The sequence below is a fragment of the Metabacillus sp. Hm71 genome (assembly GCF_051842955.2).
In the GTDB taxonomy this organism is placed as follows: domain Bacteria; phylum Bacillota; class Bacilli; order Bacillales; family Bacillaceae; genus Metabacillus.
The window spans coordinates 5386230-5405465 of the sequence record NZ_CM200278.1; the positions used below are offsets into that span (position 1 = coordinate 5386230).

The 19236-nt window shown below is 39.1% G+C and carries 17 protein-coding genes; 5 read left to right on the top strand and 12 right to left on the bottom strand.

Annotated elements, in window-relative coordinates:
* Positions 1–211: 211 nt before the first annotated feature.
* The 9 genes from ACSVDH_RS26465 to ACSVDH_RS26505 form a co-directional block, all read right to left on the bottom strand.
* The gene (locus ACSVDH_RS26465; RefSeq protein ID WP_439250591.1) at positions 212–991 is read right to left on the bottom strand and encodes an SDR family NAD(P)-dependent oxidoreductase; all 780 of its coding nucleotides are present in this window, start codon (positions 989–991) and stop codon (positions 212–214) included.
* 53 nt (positions 992–1044) lie between these two features.
* Positions 1045–2334: an MFS transporter gene (locus ACSVDH_RS26470; RefSeq protein ID WP_439250449.1), complete on the bottom strand. Its 1290-nt coding sequence runs from the start codon at positions 2332–2334 to the stop codon at positions 1045–1047.
* A gap of 233 nt (positions 2335–2567) precedes the next feature.
* Positions 2568–3674: an alcohol dehydrogenase catalytic domain-containing protein gene (locus ACSVDH_RS26475; RefSeq protein ID WP_439250450.1), complete on the bottom strand. Its 1107-nt coding sequence runs from the start codon at positions 3672–3674 to the stop codon at positions 2568–2570.
* A 113-nt stretch (positions 3675–3787) separates the two neighbouring features.
* Positions 3788–4741 carry a PfkB family carbohydrate kinase gene (locus ACSVDH_RS26480; RefSeq protein WP_439250452.1) on the bottom strand — a complete coding sequence of 318 codons (954 nt, stop codon included), beginning with the start codon at positions 4739–4741 and terminating at the stop codon, positions 3788–3790.
* Between the two features lie 239 nt (positions 4742–4980).
* Positions 4981–5763 carry a DeoR/GlpR family DNA-binding transcription regulator gene (locus tag ACSVDH_RS26485; protein WP_439250454.1) on the bottom strand — a complete coding sequence of 261 codons (783 nt, stop codon included), beginning with the start codon at positions 5761–5763 and terminating at the stop codon, positions 4981–4983.
* 335 nt (positions 5764–6098) lie between these two features.
* Positions 6099–6554, bottom strand: a complete 456-nt coding sequence (locus tag ACSVDH_RS26490) for a GNAT family N-acetyltransferase (RefSeq protein ID WP_439250456.1) — start codon at positions 6552–6554, stop codon at positions 6099–6101.
* Between the two features lie 17 nt (positions 6555–6571).
* Complete coding sequence (locus tag ACSVDH_RS26495; RefSeq protein ID WP_439250457.1) at positions 6572–7051, bottom strand: hypothetical protein; 480 nt, start codon at positions 7049–7051, stop codon at positions 6572–6574.
* A 31-nt stretch (positions 7052–7082) separates the two neighbouring features.
* Positions 7083–8216, bottom strand: a complete 1134-nt coding sequence (locus ACSVDH_RS26500; RefSeq protein WP_439250458.1) for a toxic anion resistance protein — start codon at positions 8214–8216, stop codon at positions 7083–7085.
* 19 nt (positions 8217–8235) lie between these two features.
* On the bottom strand, positions 8236–8862 hold the full coding sequence (locus tag ACSVDH_RS26505; protein WP_439250459.1) for a 5-bromo-4-chloroindolyl phosphate hydrolysis family protein: 627 nt from the start codon (positions 8860–8862) through the stop codon (positions 8236–8238).
* Positions 8863–9079: 217 nt separating this feature from the next.
* Between ACSVDH_RS26505 and ACSVDH_RS26510 the strand changes: the two genes are divergently transcribed.
* The 4 genes from ACSVDH_RS26510 to ACSVDH_RS26525 all read left to right on the top strand — a co-directional run bounded on the left by ACSVDH_RS26510 (position 9080) and on the right by ACSVDH_RS26525 (position 15110).
* Positions 9080–10930: a YecA family protein gene (locus ACSVDH_RS26510; RefSeq protein ID WP_439250460.1), complete on the top strand. Its 1851-nt coding sequence runs from the start codon at positions 9080–9082 to the stop codon at positions 10928–10930.
* Between the two features lie 108 nt (positions 10931–11038).
* Positions 11039–12796 carry a LytS/YhcK type 5TM receptor domain-containing protein gene (locus tag ACSVDH_RS26515; protein ID WP_439250461.1) on the top strand — a complete coding sequence of 586 codons (1758 nt, stop codon included), beginning with the start codon at positions 11039–11041 and terminating at the stop codon, positions 12794–12796.
* Positions 12780–13511, top strand: coding sequence for a LytR/AlgR family response regulator transcription factor (locus tag ACSVDH_RS26520; protein WP_439250463.1), 732 nt, complete (start codon positions 12780–12782; stop codon positions 13509–13511). Before ACSVDH_RS26515 ends, ACSVDH_RS26520 begins: the two co-directional genes overlap by 17 nt.
* Before the next feature lie 147 nt (positions 13512–13658).
* Positions 13659–15110: a carbon starvation CstA family protein gene (locus ACSVDH_RS26525; protein ID WP_439250465.1), complete on the top strand. Its 1452-nt coding sequence runs from the start codon at positions 13659–13661 to the stop codon at positions 15108–15110.
* Between the two features lie 271 nt (positions 15111–15381).
* Here ACSVDH_RS26525 and ACSVDH_RS26530 read toward each other — a convergent pair whose 3' ends face one another.
* The 3 genes from ACSVDH_RS26530 to ACSVDH_RS26540 form a co-directional block, all read right to left on the bottom strand.
* Entirely contained in the window at positions 15382–15645 is a 264-nt protein-coding gene (locus ACSVDH_RS26530) for a CD3324 family protein (protein ID WP_439250469.1), read from the bottom strand.
* 471 nt (positions 15646–16116) lie between these two features.
* On the bottom strand, positions 16117–16800 hold the full coding sequence (locus ACSVDH_RS26535; protein ID WP_439250471.1) for a TerC family protein: 684 nt from the start codon (positions 16798–16800) through the stop codon (positions 16117–16119).
* Positions 16801–17156: 356 nt separating this feature from the next.
* Positions 17157–17645, bottom strand: coding sequence for a hypothetical protein (locus tag ACSVDH_RS26540; RefSeq protein ID WP_439250473.1), 489 nt, complete (start codon positions 17643–17645; stop codon positions 17157–17159).
* Positions 17646–18528: 883 nt separating this feature from the next.
* Here ACSVDH_RS26540 and ACSVDH_RS26545 point away from each other — a divergent pair.
* Positions 18529–19125, top strand: coding sequence for a beta-class carbonic anhydrase (locus ACSVDH_RS26545; RefSeq protein ID WP_439250475.1), 597 nt, complete (start codon positions 18529–18531; stop codon positions 19123–19125).
* Positions 19126–19236 lie beyond the last annotated feature (111 nt).

Sequence of the window (19236 nt, forward strand, 5' to 3'; positions counted from 1 at the left end):
AGTTCCCAAATTAAGAGAGACTGTCCCCATTTCCACCTTTTTGTCAACTAATGCATTCCCTCACCGTCATTTTCAGTCGAAGGATGTATTTTCCGGGAAATAAACGTCTGCTTTTGACTATTTTGATAAATGAATCACTTCATCGTTCACCAAATATTTTGGACGTATCCCTTGTTTGGCATCTGCGACATTTTGCGTGGCTTTTTTAAAATTACAATGCTGTGTACCCGCCATCTACGGAAAATACACTTCCTGTCACAAATGACGAAGCTTCAGAAGCTAAGTACAGTGCAATTCCTCCAAGTTCATCAGGAGTTCCAGGTCTTTCCATAGGTGTTAGGCTCAGCCATGTTTTAACCATGTCTCCATTTTCCTCAAAAAAAGGCTTTGTTAGTTCTGTTTTCATATAGCCTGGCGCTATGGTATTTACTCGAATATGATGTTTCGCCCACTCCATTGCCAAGCTCTTTGTAAGCATGATCACACCCGCTTTTGACGTATTGTATGAACTTTGGCCCTGTGGTACATTGGCAATGATTCCTGACATGGAAGATATATTGATGATCGAACCTTTCTTTTGTTTAATCATGACGTTCCCAACCGCTTTTGATACTAAAAAGACACCATTTAGATTAACATTCATGACCTTGTACCAATCCTCAAATGCCATATTTTCCGCTTTTTCTAAGTGAGTGATTCCGGCATTATTAATAAGCACATCTATTTTCCCAAAATAGGTCATCACTTCGCTTACCATGTTATTTACTTGAGCTTCATTTGTTACATCCATACCAATTGCAATCGCTTCTATTCCTTCGTTTCGTTTTATTTCATCAGCTGTTTTCTGTGCTTCCTCAAGGTTTAAATCAGCAATGACAATATTCGAACCAGCTTGAGCTAATGCTTCAGCCATGGCTTTACCTAATCCCATTGCCCCACCTGTTACGATCGATACATTATTTTTCAGACTAAATTTCTCTAGAATATTCATTTCATTCACCTCGCTTACAATTGGCATCGCTTTCATTCCATCGATAATAAAGCTTATTTTGCTACTCGAACAGGTTCATTGCCTTCATTCGATCCTTTAGCTGGTTGCTCTACCTTCATGAAGAAAGTGATGATAAAGCCAGCAATATACAAAGCAGCAAATGCCCATACCACACCTTCTACACCTGCCAATGGCATTATGGCAGTAGCAAGAGCCGGACCAACAAAATTACTTAAGCCTGCCGATAAATTATGCATCGATACCGCTGCACCTTTATGATTCGGTTCAAGTGTCGGAAAAATAGCAGACATTGGAACGAAGGCCGCAATGGCAATTCCAAACACGACCGCAACTAATAATCCAATTGTTAGATTTGGACCAACAGACATCGGCAAATAATAGAATAATAGTGTGGCAATCGCCATCCCGATACAGCCAAACCATCTCACTTGTCTAACCCAGCCAATGCGATCTCCAAGAAGACCCCACATTAAGTTTGTAAAGATTGTCGTCGCATAAATAGCTCCCCAAATACGCAGCCATTCTGACATCGTATAGCCAATTTGATCTGTAAATACGATCGGTAAAATAACCACAAAACCATATAAAGAGATTTGGTTTATGATCCGTACAACGGATGCCATTGCAATTTGCGGGTTTTCAAAGGCAAGGGTAATGCCCCTTAAAATCTCACGGAATTTGTTATCATTGCTCGCTTTTTCTTTTTTATAATGATCAAAATTATCTTTGATTAAAAACATCACCATTAGTCCGCCAATTGCAATAAAAGCAATGGCCATCCATAATGTCCCCATAAACCCAATCATCGGGATTGAAAAGCTCGGAAGATAGGAGCCAAAAACGCCCATTCCCACAGAATACATACACCAAAACCATCCCATGGCCGAAGCTAATCGCTGTTTTGGCGCTGCATAGGCAATCCAAACGACAAATCCATAGATAAACATTGGATAAGCAATTCCACGTATTCCATACATGGTAATCATCATCGCATAACTTTTTTGTTCTAGACCTAATGTAATAAAACCGATATGGAAAATGATCCAAAGCAAAAATCCCCATATCATAATTCGGCGTGGTCCGATAATTTCTGCTGTCACTCCTGAAAGCCAGGCTGCGATTGCTACAGTGAGACCATAAACGGTAAATACCAATGATGCTTGCTGATTAGAAAAACCTAAATCTACGATATACTTTGATAAAAAGGCCTGTTCAATGCCATCACCTGTCATAAAAAAGGCAATTGCCACATACCCCCATATTAGGGCAATTGGCAAACCAAAAATTTGCTTTGATTGAGAAGTTGATAAACTCTTAGCCATATGTTTCCCTCCTAGAGGTAATCGTTTATATAGTAATAGACTGTTATTTTTAAAAGATGGATTTTTTTAATATAAATCGATATAATTTTAGTTGAAGTTTATTCCTTAAAGGAAGAAAATGGGGTTCTAGTCGTTGTTCTGTGAAAACATTCGCAACGTGTTTTCTTTATCATCTTGGCAGGTCGCAGCGCCAAAATGATAAAGAACACGACTTTTAGGACCCTATTATTCTTTTAAGGGATTAAAATAACTTTTAACGATTCGTCTCCTTTTTTCACCATTTCAAACCCCTTTTTATACTCCTCAAGAGGCAGCTGGTGTGTAACGACACCCTTTGTTGATAATTCATCTGAAGCTATGCCTTTAATAACATGCGGATAGCAATATGGCCCTAAATGAGCACCTAAAATATCAAGTTCTTTTCGGTCCCCTATTATGCTCCAATCAACCGTTACCGGACTAGAGAACACACTAAATTCCACAAATCGTCCAAGCTTGCGAATGGCATGTAACCCTTGTATGACGCTTGCAGGTGCACCGCTTGCTTCTATATAAACATCGCATCCATAACCATCCGTCAGCTTTTTAATTTCTTCCACAACATTTACTTTTGATGGGTTGAGGACGATATCTGCTCCAAACTCCTTCGCAAGTTCTAAGCGATCATCACGCATATCAATCGCAACCAGTGTTCCTGGTCCTCTTAATTTTGCTGCAGTGACCATACCTAATCCCAATGTTCCCGCACCAGATATCACAACGAAGTCACCGATTTGAATATCTCCCCGATTGACAGCATGCATCGAACATGCATAGGGTTCTATTAAGATCGCTTTTTCTAAAGGCAAATCATGAGGTACTTTATGATTAATGGCATTCACAGGAAATTTCATGTATTCAGCCATGCCGCCGTTTACATTATATTGAAAACCATATATATCATGTTTTTCACACATCCAATACTGTCCATGTTTACAGAAACGGCATTCTGTACAAGGTACAATTTGTTCAGAAATTAGGCGGTCACCAATCGCATATTCTGTTACACCTTCACCCACCTCTACTACAATACCAACAAACTCATGACCAGGAATGACAGGTGTTTTTACATATTGAGGTTGACCATCACCTCCCCAAAACATTGGTGCACCATCCCATGCTTTTACATCACCTGCACATATACCGCAGGCCTCTACCTTAATAAGGACCTCCCCTTTTTCTGGGGATGGTGTTTCGATCATTTCAAGCTTATATTCCCCTGGCCCATAACATACAACCGCTTTCATTTCAGCTGGTATATGATCCCTAGTTGTTTTCTCCTTTTCAGATACGTTTGACATACCTATTCTCCTTTCCTGAATAAAAAGATTCTTTTGTTTTTATATAATTAAAGGCACAGCTCCGTTATCCTGTTATGACAGATTCCCTTCACCGAGCCTATTAATTAAGCTAGTCATTCAAATGAGGTATTAAATCCATTTAGATAGTTAGATAGATTGTTTTCTTCAATAAACTCGTTTAACTCGTCTAAAGTTGGGATGCCTACTTGTGCACCAAATTTCGTAACCTTTAGCGCACTTACCACACAGGCAAATCTTGTGGCAAGAAAGAGATCCTTCCCTTCAGAAAGCGCACAAGCCAAGGCACCAGCGAACGCTCCGCCAACAACAGGATCCACTGCTTTAACTGGAATGGCTGCGATGTGTTCGGCTCTTTCTGGCGTATAAACTAAAGCACCTCGCTGCCCCATTTTGATGACTGATCGTGAAATGCCAAGAGATTCAAAATAGCGTCCAGCTTGGATCGCATCATCAATGCCATTCACTTCAATACCAGTCATATATTTGGTTTCCTGCTCATTCGGAATGATAATATCTGTTGCTTCCAATACTTTCATGGTTATGTTCTTTGCAGGCTTAGGATCGAGAATAACTAAGACCCCGTTGCGTTTAGCCTTTTGCATCGCATGAACAATCGTTTCTTCCGCTACTTCCATTTGCGCTAAAAGAATTTGGCAATCTTCAAATTTATTTACAGAAGCGTCAATGTCCTCAGGTGTTAGATAAAAGTTAGCTCCACTTATCCCTACCATTGTATTGACAGCTAAAGAGTCAATCATAATAATCGATGTTCCTGTCGAAGTTTGCATCGTTCGTTTAATATTCGATACATCAACATGGTTTTTCTTTAATTCAGCAATAAGCTTTTCACCAAATGGATCCAGACCTATGCACCCGACAAGCATCCCATCTTTACCAAGTTTGGATATCGTTGTTGCAGCATTTGCTCCTCTGCCGCCGGGCAGGATGTCCATTTTTTCCCCAAAGACAGTCTCGCCCCGATCAGGAGCATTTGGCGTCAAAATAACCATATCTGTATTGAGACTTCCAATTACGCATATTTTCATTGCTGTTCCTTTCACTCCTAAAAATTGTAAACGAATTCATAACTGAGTCAAACTAGAAGAATCTCGCAGCTTTTCCATCACAGTAGGACTTTGTGCTTGATGACTTTATCATATCAACTTTTTTTGGTGTTTCAAGCAAAATGCCATAAAAAAAACAAAACAAAACCAACTAATGAAATGGCTTTGTTTTATTTTTTGATTTTCGTCATATGTTGTTTTTTCAAAGTATTGCTCATCAATTACTTAGCTATTTCCACATGAACACCTTTATTTTTTAGTGCAGTTAGGTTATGAATAGCTACACCCTGATCCATAATAAGCTTATGAATCTTATCAATTCCTATAAAGCTTGTTAGTGATTTCTGCCCAAATTTCGTATGATCAGCCAATAAAATACTCTCCTCCGAAATGGTTGTAAATTTATATTTGACTTGCGCCTCCATTTCATTGTTTTCGTACACCCCATATTCAAGATGAAAGCCGCTGCATGAAAAAAAGAACATATCAACGTTATAGACCTCTATCGATTTCTCTGTCACCGTTCCAATAAATGAGGACATTTCTTTATTTAAATACCCTCCTACTGTAATAACCTTCACTTTATTATCATTTCTATTTAAAAATTCCAATGTTACCGGGATCGAGTTTGTAATAACGGTAATATCTATATCTACTAGTTTTTTAGCTAATTCGTACGAAATATCACTGCTATCAAGAGCAATAATCGCCCCTGTTTTAACTAGTTTTGCTGCTTCTTGAGCTATAGCCTGCTTCGATTCTTGGTTGGAATGATCCTGTTTAAATAAAAGTGTCGTTTCTTTATTTTCTTGCTGATTTATATAAGCACCACCATGTATCCTTTGTACAAGACCATCCTTCTCCATTTGTTCCAGATCTCGTCTAATTGTTTCCGCCGTAACCTTAAAGCGCTTACTAAGATTGGTTACACGAACCGTACCGGCTTGAACGATCAATGAATAGATCTCTTTTTGTCTTTCTATTGCAATCTTGTTGTTTCTCATTTGCGTTCCTCCTGTTTATTGTTTAATAAACAAGCACTAATAAGTAATAATCCATCATTTACCAAACATTATTCCTTATTTATTGGTCTTTTTGTTTTGTTAAATGTGATTTTAAAGCATAAAAACAAAAATAACAACATATAATTCTATTTTATGTGGTTAAAACCAATTAATAATCATGATTTTATCTTGTTTTTTATTTCGTTTTTTTTGTAGTTTTATAGTTAGTCATGAGATAAGTTAAGCAAGTAAAAGCCAGAAAAATAAGTTTCCTCCTTTGCTCATAATAAAAAACCTCTCTTAAGACAAGAGAAGTTTTAAAAAATTCACTATTCTTATAATTCCTTCGTCATAAACAAACTATTTGGGTCCTCCTTGTAATCCGCAAACGGAGTACAATAGGTGAATCCAAAGCTTTCATAAAGTCTTCTTGCTGGTTCAAAGGCAGCCATCGAACCTGTTTCCAGGCTTAGCCGCTGATAGCCGCGCTGCTTAGCCTCTGCCACAATATGTTCGAGAAGCTTTCTAGCAACACCCTTTCTAAGATGTGCTGAAGACGTTCGCATTGATTTTATCTCGCCGTGTGTGTCATCAAGCTCCTTAAGAGCCCCGCAGCCTACCACTTCATCTTGCTCCCAGGCGCTCCAAAATGTAACATCCGGTTGCTTTAAGCCATCAAGATTAAGCGCATGAATACTTTCTGGCGGTGAATGGAGGGCCATCCCTTGAAGATGCTCCCCGATTAAGGCAGCAATTTTAGCTCCAGATAAATCATCTAACTTAATTTCCACTTAAAATCATCCAATCTTTATTGTGATGATATTATTATATCTTTTACAACCAACTTTTTGGATTTATTTCTATCTTTTGGTACTTTTGAATTGCTGATAAATTTAGTTTCGCCGATATCCTTCCCGATTCCGCCGATATATCTGATTTTTCGCCGATTTCTTCCCCAATTCCTCCGATATATTTGATTTTTCGCCGATTTCTTCCTCGATTCCGCCGATATATCTGATTTTTCGCCGATATCCTCCTCGGTCCCGCCGATATATCTGATTTTTCGCCGATTTCTTCCCCAATTCCTCCGATATATTTGAGTTTTCGCCGATATCCTTCCGATTCCGCCGATATATTTAATTTTTCGCCGATTTCTTCCTCGATTCCGCCGATATATCTGATTTTTCGCCGATTTCTTCCTCGATTCCGCCGATATATTTAATTTTTCTCCGATATATCCGCTCTCCCCGATGATTACCTCCCCCGATATTCCGCTAATCCCATCCACAAAAAAAGAGAGTACCTCCATACTCTCTTCTTCACAGCCTAGCCAGCCTTTTCTTCAAATCCGTCTCCATCGAAGCCAAATCCTGCTCAGCCTGCAGGCGTTTTGCGCGGCCCTCGGCTTGAATGCGGAGTGTCTCCTCAAGTGTGGAAACTAAGTGATCCTGTACTTTCTTTAGTGTGTCGACATCGACAAGACCGCGTTCGTTTTCTTTTGCTGTTTCAAGTGTATTGATTTTTAGCATTTCTGCATTTTTCAGTAAAAGATCATTCGTTGTTTTTGAGACGAGCTTTTGCGCTTCAACGGCGTTCTTTTGGCGAAGCAGGGTAAGGGCGATCGCTACTTGGTTTTTCCAAAGCGGGATGGCCGTTGTGATGGACGACTGGATTTTTTCGACTAATGCTTGGTTCGCGCTTTGAATCAAACGAATTTGTGGTGCACTTTGCATCGTGATCTGTCTGCTTAGCACAAGGTCATGTGTTCGTTTTTCCAGGCGGTCGGCAAATTGCATCAGATCATTTACCTCCTGAAAGGCCATTTGATCTTGCGTCAATTCAGCCTTTTTCTTTAATTCAGGAATGGTCTTTTTCTCTAATTCCTCAAGCTTCAGCTCCCCTGCTGCAATATACACATTTAAGGCATGAAAGTATTCTTTGTTCTTTTCATAGAGCTGTTCAAGGACATTGATATCCTTAAGCAGGTCATTTTTCGAATGCTCCAGCTTGACGCTGATCCGGTCAATTTGTGCACCGGTTTTTTGATATTTTGACAGCACTTCCTGGACGGAATTTGAGATTTTCCCAAACATTCGGGAGATCATATTGCGTTTAACCGGCTTTAAATCATCAGGACTTACCTGTTCAAGCTTTTTCATCAGGTCACTGATAATAACGCCAATCTCGCCGCTATCCTTTTTTTGCACATGATCAAGCATCGTGTGGGAAAAATTCATCAGCTTTGTTTGCGCTTGTGTTCCATATAAGGAGATCGCTTGCTGGTTCTTCGGATCGATTTGTTCGGCAAGCTGGATGGCTTTTTGACGGTTTTCCTCAGGCAAAACATCGATCAGTCTCCCAGGTTTTGCTGATGCAGATTGGTCGTGATTTACAATCTCGGTGTCGCCAAACGGATTGGCAAGCAGCTCATCAAGTTCATTTTGTTTACTCATATGACATATCCTCCAACGGTCATTTTTTATTGGTTTTATCGATGGTAAGCTTTGCAACGTCTAGTTCAAAATGCAAATGATCAAGGTCCGTAGCCAGCACATCATATAAATCCTTTTCCAGTGTTTCCGCAAGCTCCTCAATCGTCCTGCGCGTCTCGCTTAAGGAAATATTCAGCTCTGCGTTTTTCTTCGGCTGCGCGGCTAGAAATGCATATTTTTCGCTTATTTCTACCATTGAATCCAAGTGTGAGTAAAAGAATGGCTCTACTAAATAAAAACGCTTTGGTTCATTTTTTGTAATGGAGTAGATTTTGTTCACAACACGAATGATCTCGATATTTTGTTTAATCGAACCAATCGTTCTCACTTGTAAGAGTGCCTTGCGAAGCCGCCTGATTTTTTTGCTCGCTTCCTCTAAATTCTTTTTAATATAGAGATATTCCTTCCTTGTAAGCTGATTCTGCTTCAAAAAACGCCGGGAAGTAATCCCTTTCATTGTCAGGTAAACAAGCCCGCCCCCGCCCAGCGCATACCCGCTTGAATAAAGAAAGGGTTGATCTAACGGAAAAAAACTAACAAGCCATATAGTGCCTGTAGAAAAAGCAGCTGTTGATGAACGAAGTAAAAAATGAAAGAATTGTTTCATTCGAATCGACTCCTATTAGTTAAACTACTATATTAGTACGTATTGTGCAGGAAGAAGGTTTCATTCCCGCAGGAAAAAACAATCACTTGAATAGTTCGGTAACTTCATCTAAAATCACATATGTCATATAAAAAAGCGCCTGGAGCTTGATCCAGAACACAAGCTAGGTTAAGAAAATATTTAAGTTCTGATATTAAAAAAATGATAGGTGATCAATTTGACAGTAAAACGTAACGATCCATGCCCATGCGGCAGCGGAAAAAAATATAAGAAATGCTGCTTGAATCAAGCGAAGGTCGTTCAAATTCACGAAGTAAGAGAAGAACGATTTCTGCAAAGCAAACATTTGCTTGTGTTAAAATTAAAAGAGTTTATTACAAAAAAAGTATCCGCAACTCAAAATTACCAGCTGCAAGCCGAATTTAAAAAGCGTACGCTCCATGCTATTAAAGGAAAGTATGAAACCGGCTTTTTTGAATTTTGGCTGTTTTTCTTCCATCGTTTTGAAAACGGGCTTCGCGGCATCGAATGGTTTAATCAGGAATCGCGCCTAACAGAAGAAGAAACAAAAATGGCGAAAACATGGGAGGAGCTAACACCGAAATTTGTCCAGGCTATAGACAAGGAAGAAAAGATTATTGTCTTTGAAGACTTGGACACGAAGGAACAATATCGGGTACCTATTTTAAAGGGGGCAGACCCTGCCTTTATTCCTTGGTATGGCACGTTCGCCCTACTTGAACCATATGATGATTTCTACTATTTTAATGGCGTCCGCATCTTTGAAGATCCGTATAGCCTAAACAGAGCGATGAAAAAAGCTGAAGAGCTAATCGATTCAACAAAGCAAAGCTGCAAACAGGTTATGTTTGATTACTTCCCGGAAATTTTAGCAGCGCTTATCACGGATCAGGACGCTGCTCTTCATGAAAAAAGAGAGATCCATGACTATTTGCTGGACTATAAAGTGGAGGATAATGAGGCGGTAACCAGCTTCTTACAAGGCCAGGAACAATTTATCATTGATACATGGAAAGAAAACAAAAAGCTATGCAGCTGGATTGACAGCTGGTATTCCTATACCGATACGGAAATTTCAAGTCCTGTCCTTATCGCTGAAATCTATGGAAAGATCTTTTTAGAAAATGGCCATTTACAGTTTACAAGCTTAGACTCTTCCCGTATAGAAGAATTTAAACAGATGATTCAAAGCTTGCTTGATCGTAAAGCTATAACATTTATCGAGGAAAAAACAAAGGCCTTCTCCATCCCAGTCCAAGCGGAAATAAGAGATATGGTCTTGTCTTTAGAGCCTGACACACCGCCATACTTTGGCATTTACGCACAGCATGACATTCGTCTTGAATTTGATAAGCCTATCCGACAATTTAACGGCTTGTCGATAAAAGAATTGATGGCTGAAGGCAGAGTCGATGAGGCCGAGCTTTGGCTGAAGCAAATGGAATACAATACGTATCAAGTTGTGCAGCAGCAAAATAAAGAGGTGATCGCAACAGCTGACTATAATTCCATTCGCAGAGAACTTGGGCTCCCGTTATCCCCATTTGTAACAGGCGGGGAAACGCGACATTCACAAATTGAAAAGCTGGGAGCTGCTAATCAAGGTGAAGGACAAATAGCTGTGAAAGAAGAGGACATTCCTTACTATGAACAGCTTGGCTTCACACCTGATACGATTAATAACTTCTATGCAGAGGATTTCATTGCCTTCTTTAAAGAAAAAACAGAAGGAAAATCAGAAAATACGATGCGAAAATACCGCAGCAGCTTATCAGACTTGCGACTCATCCTTGAACAATCTGACGTAACAAGCTGGGAAGAATGTGACCAAGCATTTTGGGAACGTGTTTTTACAAAGGATTTCACAGGCTTATATGAAATTTTAACAAAAACAGCGATCAAGGATTTCATCAGCACGACGAAAGCTCTTGCCAAGTGGCTTGACCAAAAGCAAAAATCAACGTCTTTATCAAAAACAGTCGTAAAGGTAACAAAGGAAACGGAAGAGGAATTGCTTCGTTCGCTTGAAGCAAGTGTACCTGTTTAATAGATTCACTAGGAGTCAGGTGTTGCTTTGAAATAAAGTCTGATCAGCAATACTACAGGGGAAGTTAGCTATTGGGGACAGTCTCCATTATAAAAAGGGGTTAATCACATGTTTGATTTACTACTCACAATGGTCGAACGTCTTGGCATCATTGTCATGATTGCTTTCATCTTAACGCGATTCAAATTCTTCCGAGAAATGATTTATCACGATCAGCTCAATCACAAACAGAATGTGACGGCATTGATCTTCTTCGGCTTTTTCGGTATTATCGGCACATATTCAGGGTTAAGTCTTAGTACTGAAACCCTCCAATTTAATCGTCTCCCTTCCGATCTTGCCGCTGATGAAGCGATCGCCAATTCGCGAGTGATTGGTGTCGTATTGGGCGGGCTTCTCGGCGGGTATAAAGTTGGGATTGGCGCCGGTTTAATTGCAGGGCTTCATCGGTTAACATTAGGGGGGTTTACGGGAATTTCCTGTGGCCTGGCAACGATTCTTGCGGGAGTGATCGCCGGTTTCTTCCATAAAAAAAACAAACATGTAAAGTTACGTTCTGCATTTTTAATTGGAGCATTGGCTGAGACACTGCAAATGATCATCATATTGCTCATATCGCGCCCTATTGAGCAGGCTGTGGCATTAGTGGAAATGATCGGCATTCCCATGATTTTTGCAAACGGAGTCGGATCTGCACTTTTTCTATTGATTATTAAAAGTGTATTTAATGAAGAAGAAAAGGCCGGTGCCATGCAGGCCCAGAAAACACTGCGCATTGCCGACCAGACGCTTGCCTATTTGCGCAATGGTCTCACCACTGATTCTGCTGGTGCAGTTTGCCACATTATCCATAATGAAATCAAATCAAGTGCCGTGGCGATTACGAATACAACAGAAATTCTTGCCCATGTGGGTCTTGGCTATGATCATCACCGTGAGGAAAGCCCGATACAGACGAAGATTACAATAGATGCCATCAAGCAGGGCAAAATTGTGGTGGCGAATCAACGCTCGATTCATTGTCGTGTTGAAGGATGTCCTCTCGGTGCAGCGGTGATTGCTCCTTTAAAATTGCGTGGTAAACCGATTGGCACGTTAAAATTTTATTTTCGCTCCGAAAAGGAAATCACGAATGTTGTGATGGAGCTGATTACTGGGCTTAGTTCGATGATCAGCAATCAACTTGAAATTTCTGAAGCGGATAAAGCTTATCAGCTTGCAAAGGAAACAGAGATAAGGGCGCTTCAAGCACAAATCAGCCCGCATTTTCTATTTAATACGCTTAATACAATCGTTTCCCTTGTACGTATCGATCCGGCAAAAGCACGTAAGCTGCTTGTTTCTTTGTCCCATTTTTTACGACAAAACCTGACTGTGACAACACATAAAAAGATTATGCTGGAGCAGGAATTACGTCATGTAAAAGCGTATTTAGCGATTGAAGAAGCTCGGTTTGTTGATCGCTTGGAAGTTTTTTATGATATAGATGAAGAAGCTCTTTTTCAAAGCATCCCCCCGCTTACGCTGCAGCCACTTGTTGAAAATGCAGTGAAACATGGATTCAAGGATAAAGAGGAAAACTGCTTGCTAATCATTACGATAAAAAAGAAAAAGAACATTACTTATATAAGTGTGAAAGACAATGGAAAAGGAATGAGTAAAGAAGGCATCAATCAAATTTCCAAAGCTCCGATTCAATCTGAGAAAGGAAGCGGTCTCGCCATTTATAATGTAAATCGCAGGCTGACGATGATGTTTGGAGAGAAAGCGGCGTTAATAATTGTAAGCGAACCTGATAAAGGCACAGAAATTTCCTTTTCAATCCCGTATGAAGTGGAGGAAAAAGCAAATGAAATCATCCATTAAAACGTTAATTGTCGATGATGAATTATATAGTCGTGATGAGCTAAAGCATTTGTTACAGAATTTCCCGGCTATCAACATTGTTGGTGAAGCAGAAACCGGCGAAGCGGCAGTCTTAAAATCTCTTCAGCTTCAGCCTGATGTTGTTTTTTTAGATGTAGAGATGCCAAAAATGAACGGAATGGCAGCAGCAAAAGCACTAATGGAATTAAAAAAGGTCCCGCTTATTGTCTTTGCGACAGCGTATCCGCAATTTGCGGCAGAGGCGTTCCGTTATGATGCGGTAGATTATTTATTGAAACCGTATGACGAAGATCAGTTGCAGGAAACGATTCAGCGGATTGAGAAAAAATTTTCCAGTAAGGATGAAAGTGAGATCGGTAAACGTTCAGGAAAACTCCCTATTGAAGCAGAAGGCGAGATCATTTATCTCGAACCAGCGGACATCCTGTATATATACAGGGACGAAAAAGTAACGAAGCTAATCACAAAAACAGGAGAATTTGAAACAAAAACACCTCTTAAGGAGCTGGAAAGCAGACTTAGTGCGTTCGATTTTTTCCGAATACATAAAAGTTACCTCGTGAACTTATCATACGTTTCGAAACTAACCCCATGGTTCAATGGTGCTTATCAGCTGCAAATCGAAGGCAGAGATGAAATGTTGGCAGTTAGCCGAAATTATGTGAAGGCACTAAGAACGCACATGGAAATTTAGCCCCCTTACTTGCATCTTAATTGCGATTTTTAACATGATAGTCTCCGTTATTGACCTTTTGATCTCAATCTTCCCCTTTCAAACTGATCGTGCATTATACTTTGTGTAAACGCATTCATTTTTTTATAAAGAAAAGGGGGAGTAATCATGTATACGTTTTTAGGAGGTATTGCTCTATTAATTATAGGTTATTTTACGTACGGAAAATTTATTGAAAAAATATTTGGGGTAAAAGAAGATCGTGCAACTCCGGCATATGTGAACAACGATTCCGTTGACTATGTGCCAATGAGCACATCAAAGAATTCACTTATACAATTGTTAAATATAGCGGGCACAGGACCTATTTTCGGTCCAATTATGGGAGCGCTTTACGGACCAGCTGCCTTTATCTGGATCGTTGTGGGCTGTATTTTTGCCGGGGCTGTCCATGATTATTTAACAGGGATGATCTCAATCCGAAACCGCGGTGCCCACTTACCTGAGCTTGCAAGTAAGTTTCTTGGAAAAGTCATGAGACACGTTGTAAACGCATTTGCAATCCTGCTTCTTCTATTAGTAGGAACAGTGTTCGTCTCAACACCAGCAAGTCTTTTACATGTTTTAATGGATGGCAAAATCGCATTAGGCGTGATCGTTGCAGCTATCTTCCTTTATTATATTTTAGCTACTCTATTACCAGTTGATAAAATCATCGGTCGTTTATATCCATACTTTGGAGCATTGCTTGTTATCAGTGCACTTGGCGTAGGTATTGGTATAGTCGTAACAGGAGCACCAATTCCTGAGCTTTCTTTGCAAAATTTCCATCCTGATAACGCGCCAATTTTCCCATTGATCTTTTTCACGATCACATGTGGTGCACTTTCAGGCTTCCATGCTACACAAACACCAATCATTTCGCGTACAACGCAAAATGAAAAACAAGGTCGTAAAATTTTCTATGGTATGATGATTGCTGAAGGTATCATTGCAATGATTTGGGCAGCAGCATCTATGAGCTTATTTGACGGTTATAATGGTTTAAATGAAGTACTTGCAGCAGGTGGTCCTGGTGCAGTTGTAAGTGAAGTTTCAACAATGATGCTTGGGGCAATCGGTGGTACTCTTGCCGTGCTTGGTGTTGTCGTTTTACCGATTACATCTGGTGATACTGCTTTCCGAAGTGCACGTATGATTATCGCCGAATACCTGAACATTGCCCAAAAGAAATTTTCTAGCCGTTTATGGATTGCAGCACCGTTATTTGTTATATCAATTGTCCTAACTCAGATCGACTTTAACATCTTATGGAGATACTTCAGCTGGGCCAACCAAGCAACAGCGGTTATCGCATTATTTGTCGGTGCTATGTATTTATATATTGCGAAGAAAAATTATTGGGTATCGCTTATCCCAGGATCGTTCATGCTCGTCATGGTTATTACCTATATCCTTAATGCGCAAATCGGCTTCCGCCTATCAATGGATGTTTCATGGTATGGCGGTGTGATCGGAACGGCCATCCTGCTTGTCCTATTCTTCCGTGCCGCAAATAAGGCTCGAGCAAATAACCTTCAGCTTGATGAGGATATTTCAGGTTGGGATAAGGTGGCATAATGAGCTGCTGCAGCCCTGAATATCGCAAGGTTGTCATTGAGAATGAAAAGAAGGTGAAAAGAAAGGGAAGGGATTCGCTTCCCCTTTCTCTTAAAATCATCTTTAGTTTGATAACAGTCGGAGGCATTATCATTGCTTTCTTCCATTAGAAAAGAATAGGGACAAGTTCCTTTGCGCTTATATGTGGTGCGGGACTGTCCCTTTTTAATTTTTCATTACTTCTTCGGTCCTGTTTGGAGCCAACTATTATTCCATCAGTGCTTTTTCCTCTTTATTTTGAGTAAACTATTTTTTTGATCGTTTCTATCGAGAGGTGATATTCATCAGCCAATTGATCGACCGTCCTGCCGTTTTTGAATGCACTTTTAATAGAAGCGTTTCTGTCATCAATCAGCTTTCTTGATCCTGAACGTGTACCCCATCTTTGATAAGAGACTTTAGGTTTAGGAATATATATTGTTTCTCCTTGAACATACTTTTGAATTTCTGATATCAGCTTTTCAGGTAGAATAGCCGTTGCTTTTATATATGCCATTTCTGCCAGCTCCTTATTTTTTTATAGCCAAATAAGGTGCAAAGCCTATATATCAGAAAAGCTTACTTGGGCGATCTTTTAGAAAGTCTACCCCATGCAAAGTATCGCCTTCCTGATAACAGGCTTTGCATGGGACGCTGCAGAATCGGGCAATGTAATCTTTCTTGCCATTTTCATCACCTCCCAACTACTCGATGATCATTTCCATTATAAACCATGTAGGCTTCTTATTGTTTTTTATCAACTTTTTAATCTAAGGTATCTTTATTAACACCAATTTATTATGCGGATCCTTCTTATTGGACCTTGATTCTTATGCCTTTTATTTGATAAAAAGCGAGAGAGATTTAATCAAACATCTTGTTGATTGTATAGTGAGTGGCTATTTTATTTAAAACAAAAAGGAAAAGAGGCTAAGCAACCATTTCGATTACTCAACCTCCTAAAATAGCTCTAATTCCATTTTACATCTTAGTGTGGGCTGACAGCCCCTTTTTCTTTTGCTAAATATTCGCTAATTTTACCAATTAAAACAACTAAAATAGCTAGAATAATCGGGATGGCAAGGTGAAGGCTATGATTGACTCCCTCCAAAATATGCCCAATAGCCTTATCTTCTAAGACCATTTCACCTGCAGTATATCCTAATAATCCAGCTCCAATCATGATAATAATAGGGAATTTCTCCATAATTTTCATTAAGAGTTGACTTCCCCAAATAATTAATGGAATGCTGATCACTAAACCAAGTATAATCAACAAAATGTTTCCGTTCGCTGCACCTGCCACAGCGACAACGTTATCCAAACTCATGACCAAATCGGCAATAATAATCGTTTTTATAGCTCCCATAAGGTTTGAATTCGCTGCAATGTCTTCCTCTTCTTCACCTTTTAATAGCTTCACTGCAATCCAAAGTAGCAATAATCCGCCTATAAAATTTAAGTAAGGAATCATCAATAAATATACGGCTGCAAACGTTAAAGCTACCCTTAACGCAATCGCTCCAAAAGTACCGAAAAATACTGCCTTCTTTTTATATTGTTCCGGTAAATTACGACAAGCTAGCGCAATGACAACAGCGTTATCTCCACTTAAAACGATATTGATGACAAGGATTTCTAAAAGATTAAGTATAAAAGCACTACCGTCCACTTGAAAACCACCTTTATTCTTTCTATTTTCTCCATTCATCTTATTGCTAATTTCTAATGTATAAGGAAATGGAAGTATACTTAAATTGTATAATATTTCACTAGGTTAATAAAGTATCTGATTGCTTGTAACAAAATCCCTTCTTCAATAAAACTGTACTCTAACTTAGAACTTATATAATTTTACGTAGTTTTTCACGTCACTTATTCAATTATCGGAGGCCCGATTGCAAAACAAAAAAATCCTGCATACCAATACAGGACTTTTAATCAAACTTACAAATGAACAATACTTTTTATAAATAGACTCATTTCTATTGGAGAGATGGACCCTTTATATAGAATAATCTTATTCATTTAAGAACGAATATATGGAGACCACGCAGGAGAGGTGTCATTTCCTTGTGAATTAGTGAGACGGGTCTGATTTGTTCCATCCGCATTCATCACATAAATCTGATTCTTCGCTTCACGAGCGGATACAAAGGCGATTTTACTTTTTTCATTCATTGTTGAGCTTAATCTCTTTGCCAAGGCATTAAAGCCATGATGACTGTCAAATTTGGCAGATATTCCCCAGTTTTGACCACACTTTTTACATCTTCTAATCGTAACACTTTTCTCATAACCTATCACTTTAGATTCAGATACGGTTTCCAACACTTCCAAGAAATCGGCATCACAGGATAATCCGGTATAACCAAATTGCCGTACCTTGCTGCCGCAAGGAATTTGGAATCCGAATTGCTTTGCCTTTTTTGCACTGAACACTACGAATGGAAAAGCTGAATCATACTCCCCTACACGAAGCCATTTTTTCTGATCTTCCCCACGATCAAGCAACATAAAGAGTGTCTAACATATGGAACATTGATAGATATAAGTGTACGTACTATAACGGGTCGAAACAACCTCTTTAGATAACAATAGTGCGTGAGAATTCTGGCACCTGCATGGACAGTTCAAATTATTTTCAAACATATACACAGCCCCTTCCGGTTTTCGTTATCACTTCAAAGTCTCATTACACAATCCTTCCTTATCTCTTGATGCAATTATTTCAAAATTCAGTGATTTGAGCAATCGCTTTATTCATAACAGATAAGTAAGGGTTGACATTATCGCTCCCCTTTTTCGCTGCCAATTTATACTTAAAGTGCAAAAAAAATCCTCAGATTCGTATAAAATCTGAGGATTTTTGATTGCTTCCAATCAGTTTTATGTTAACTAATGATGAATACATGTGAAAAAGCCAAGCGCTTTCTTAAGAAGGCCTTGGCCATTTCATATGTTTCCAGATCTCGTGCCATAACACAGGATAATTAGGTTTCAAATTAGATGACCATAGTTCTAGTACTTATCTTTGAAAAAGGGCTAGAGAATAATACCAATAAGAAACGATAGTCTCAATTTTTACAAATCAATTAGGTTAAAAGAATCAAAATAAAAAAATACACAATTTCTCCAAATTTACATATTAAATTTTTAACTATCTTCCAAAAGATTTTAGAAAGGAGAATGTTCAATTGGTCATCTGAGAAAGCAATTAAATTCTCATTATTTTCTAATTATTTTCTAATCTACTCCTTATATGAATTTAATTTAGCCATTCTAAGATGGGATAGTAAAGAAAGTTTTAGCACATACGAAATAGCGCCACATTAGGAAAAGATGACGATAGAATCATAGTTTTAGCAAAAAAATGCAATGGGAAGGAAGGAGAAAATCAATGTCTATTATTTCTAACATTCTAAAGTATAACGAGACTTTTGTTGATCAACATGGTTATGAAGAATTTCAAACAACAAAGTATCCAGATAAAAAAATGGTGATTCTAACCTGCATGGATACCCGTTTGCTGGAGCTGCTCCCAAAAGCGCTCGGTTTAAAAAACGGTGACGCAAAAATAATCAAAAACGCCGGCGCTGTAATATCCCATCCCTTTGGCAGCATTATGCGAAGTATTCTTGTAGCTATTTACGAATTAGGAGCTGAAGAAGTATGTGTGATTGGACATCACGGATGCGGAATGGTCGGCCTTGAACCTTCCTCCGTTCTTGAAGCCGCAAAACAAAATGGGGTTAGCAAAAATCGGATTGAAACTTTAATGAATGCCGGCATTGATGTATCCAAATGGCTGACTGGTTTTCAATGCGTGGAGAAGAGTGTCCAAAATAGCGTTCATTTAATCAAAAATCACCCATTAATGCCAGACAAGATTGCTGTTCATGGTATGGTTATCTGTCCTGAAACGGGGAAATTGGATCTCATCGTGGATGGATATAACCATGCCAACGCTAAGGAAACAGAACCAGCCAGTATGTAAAGGGAACGCTATATTGATTTCTTCAAGAAGCAGATTCCGGAAAACCCCTGGAGCATTACTGAAATTTGCTTGTATTAACTCAATTCAGTTTTATATAGCATAATCACCTTT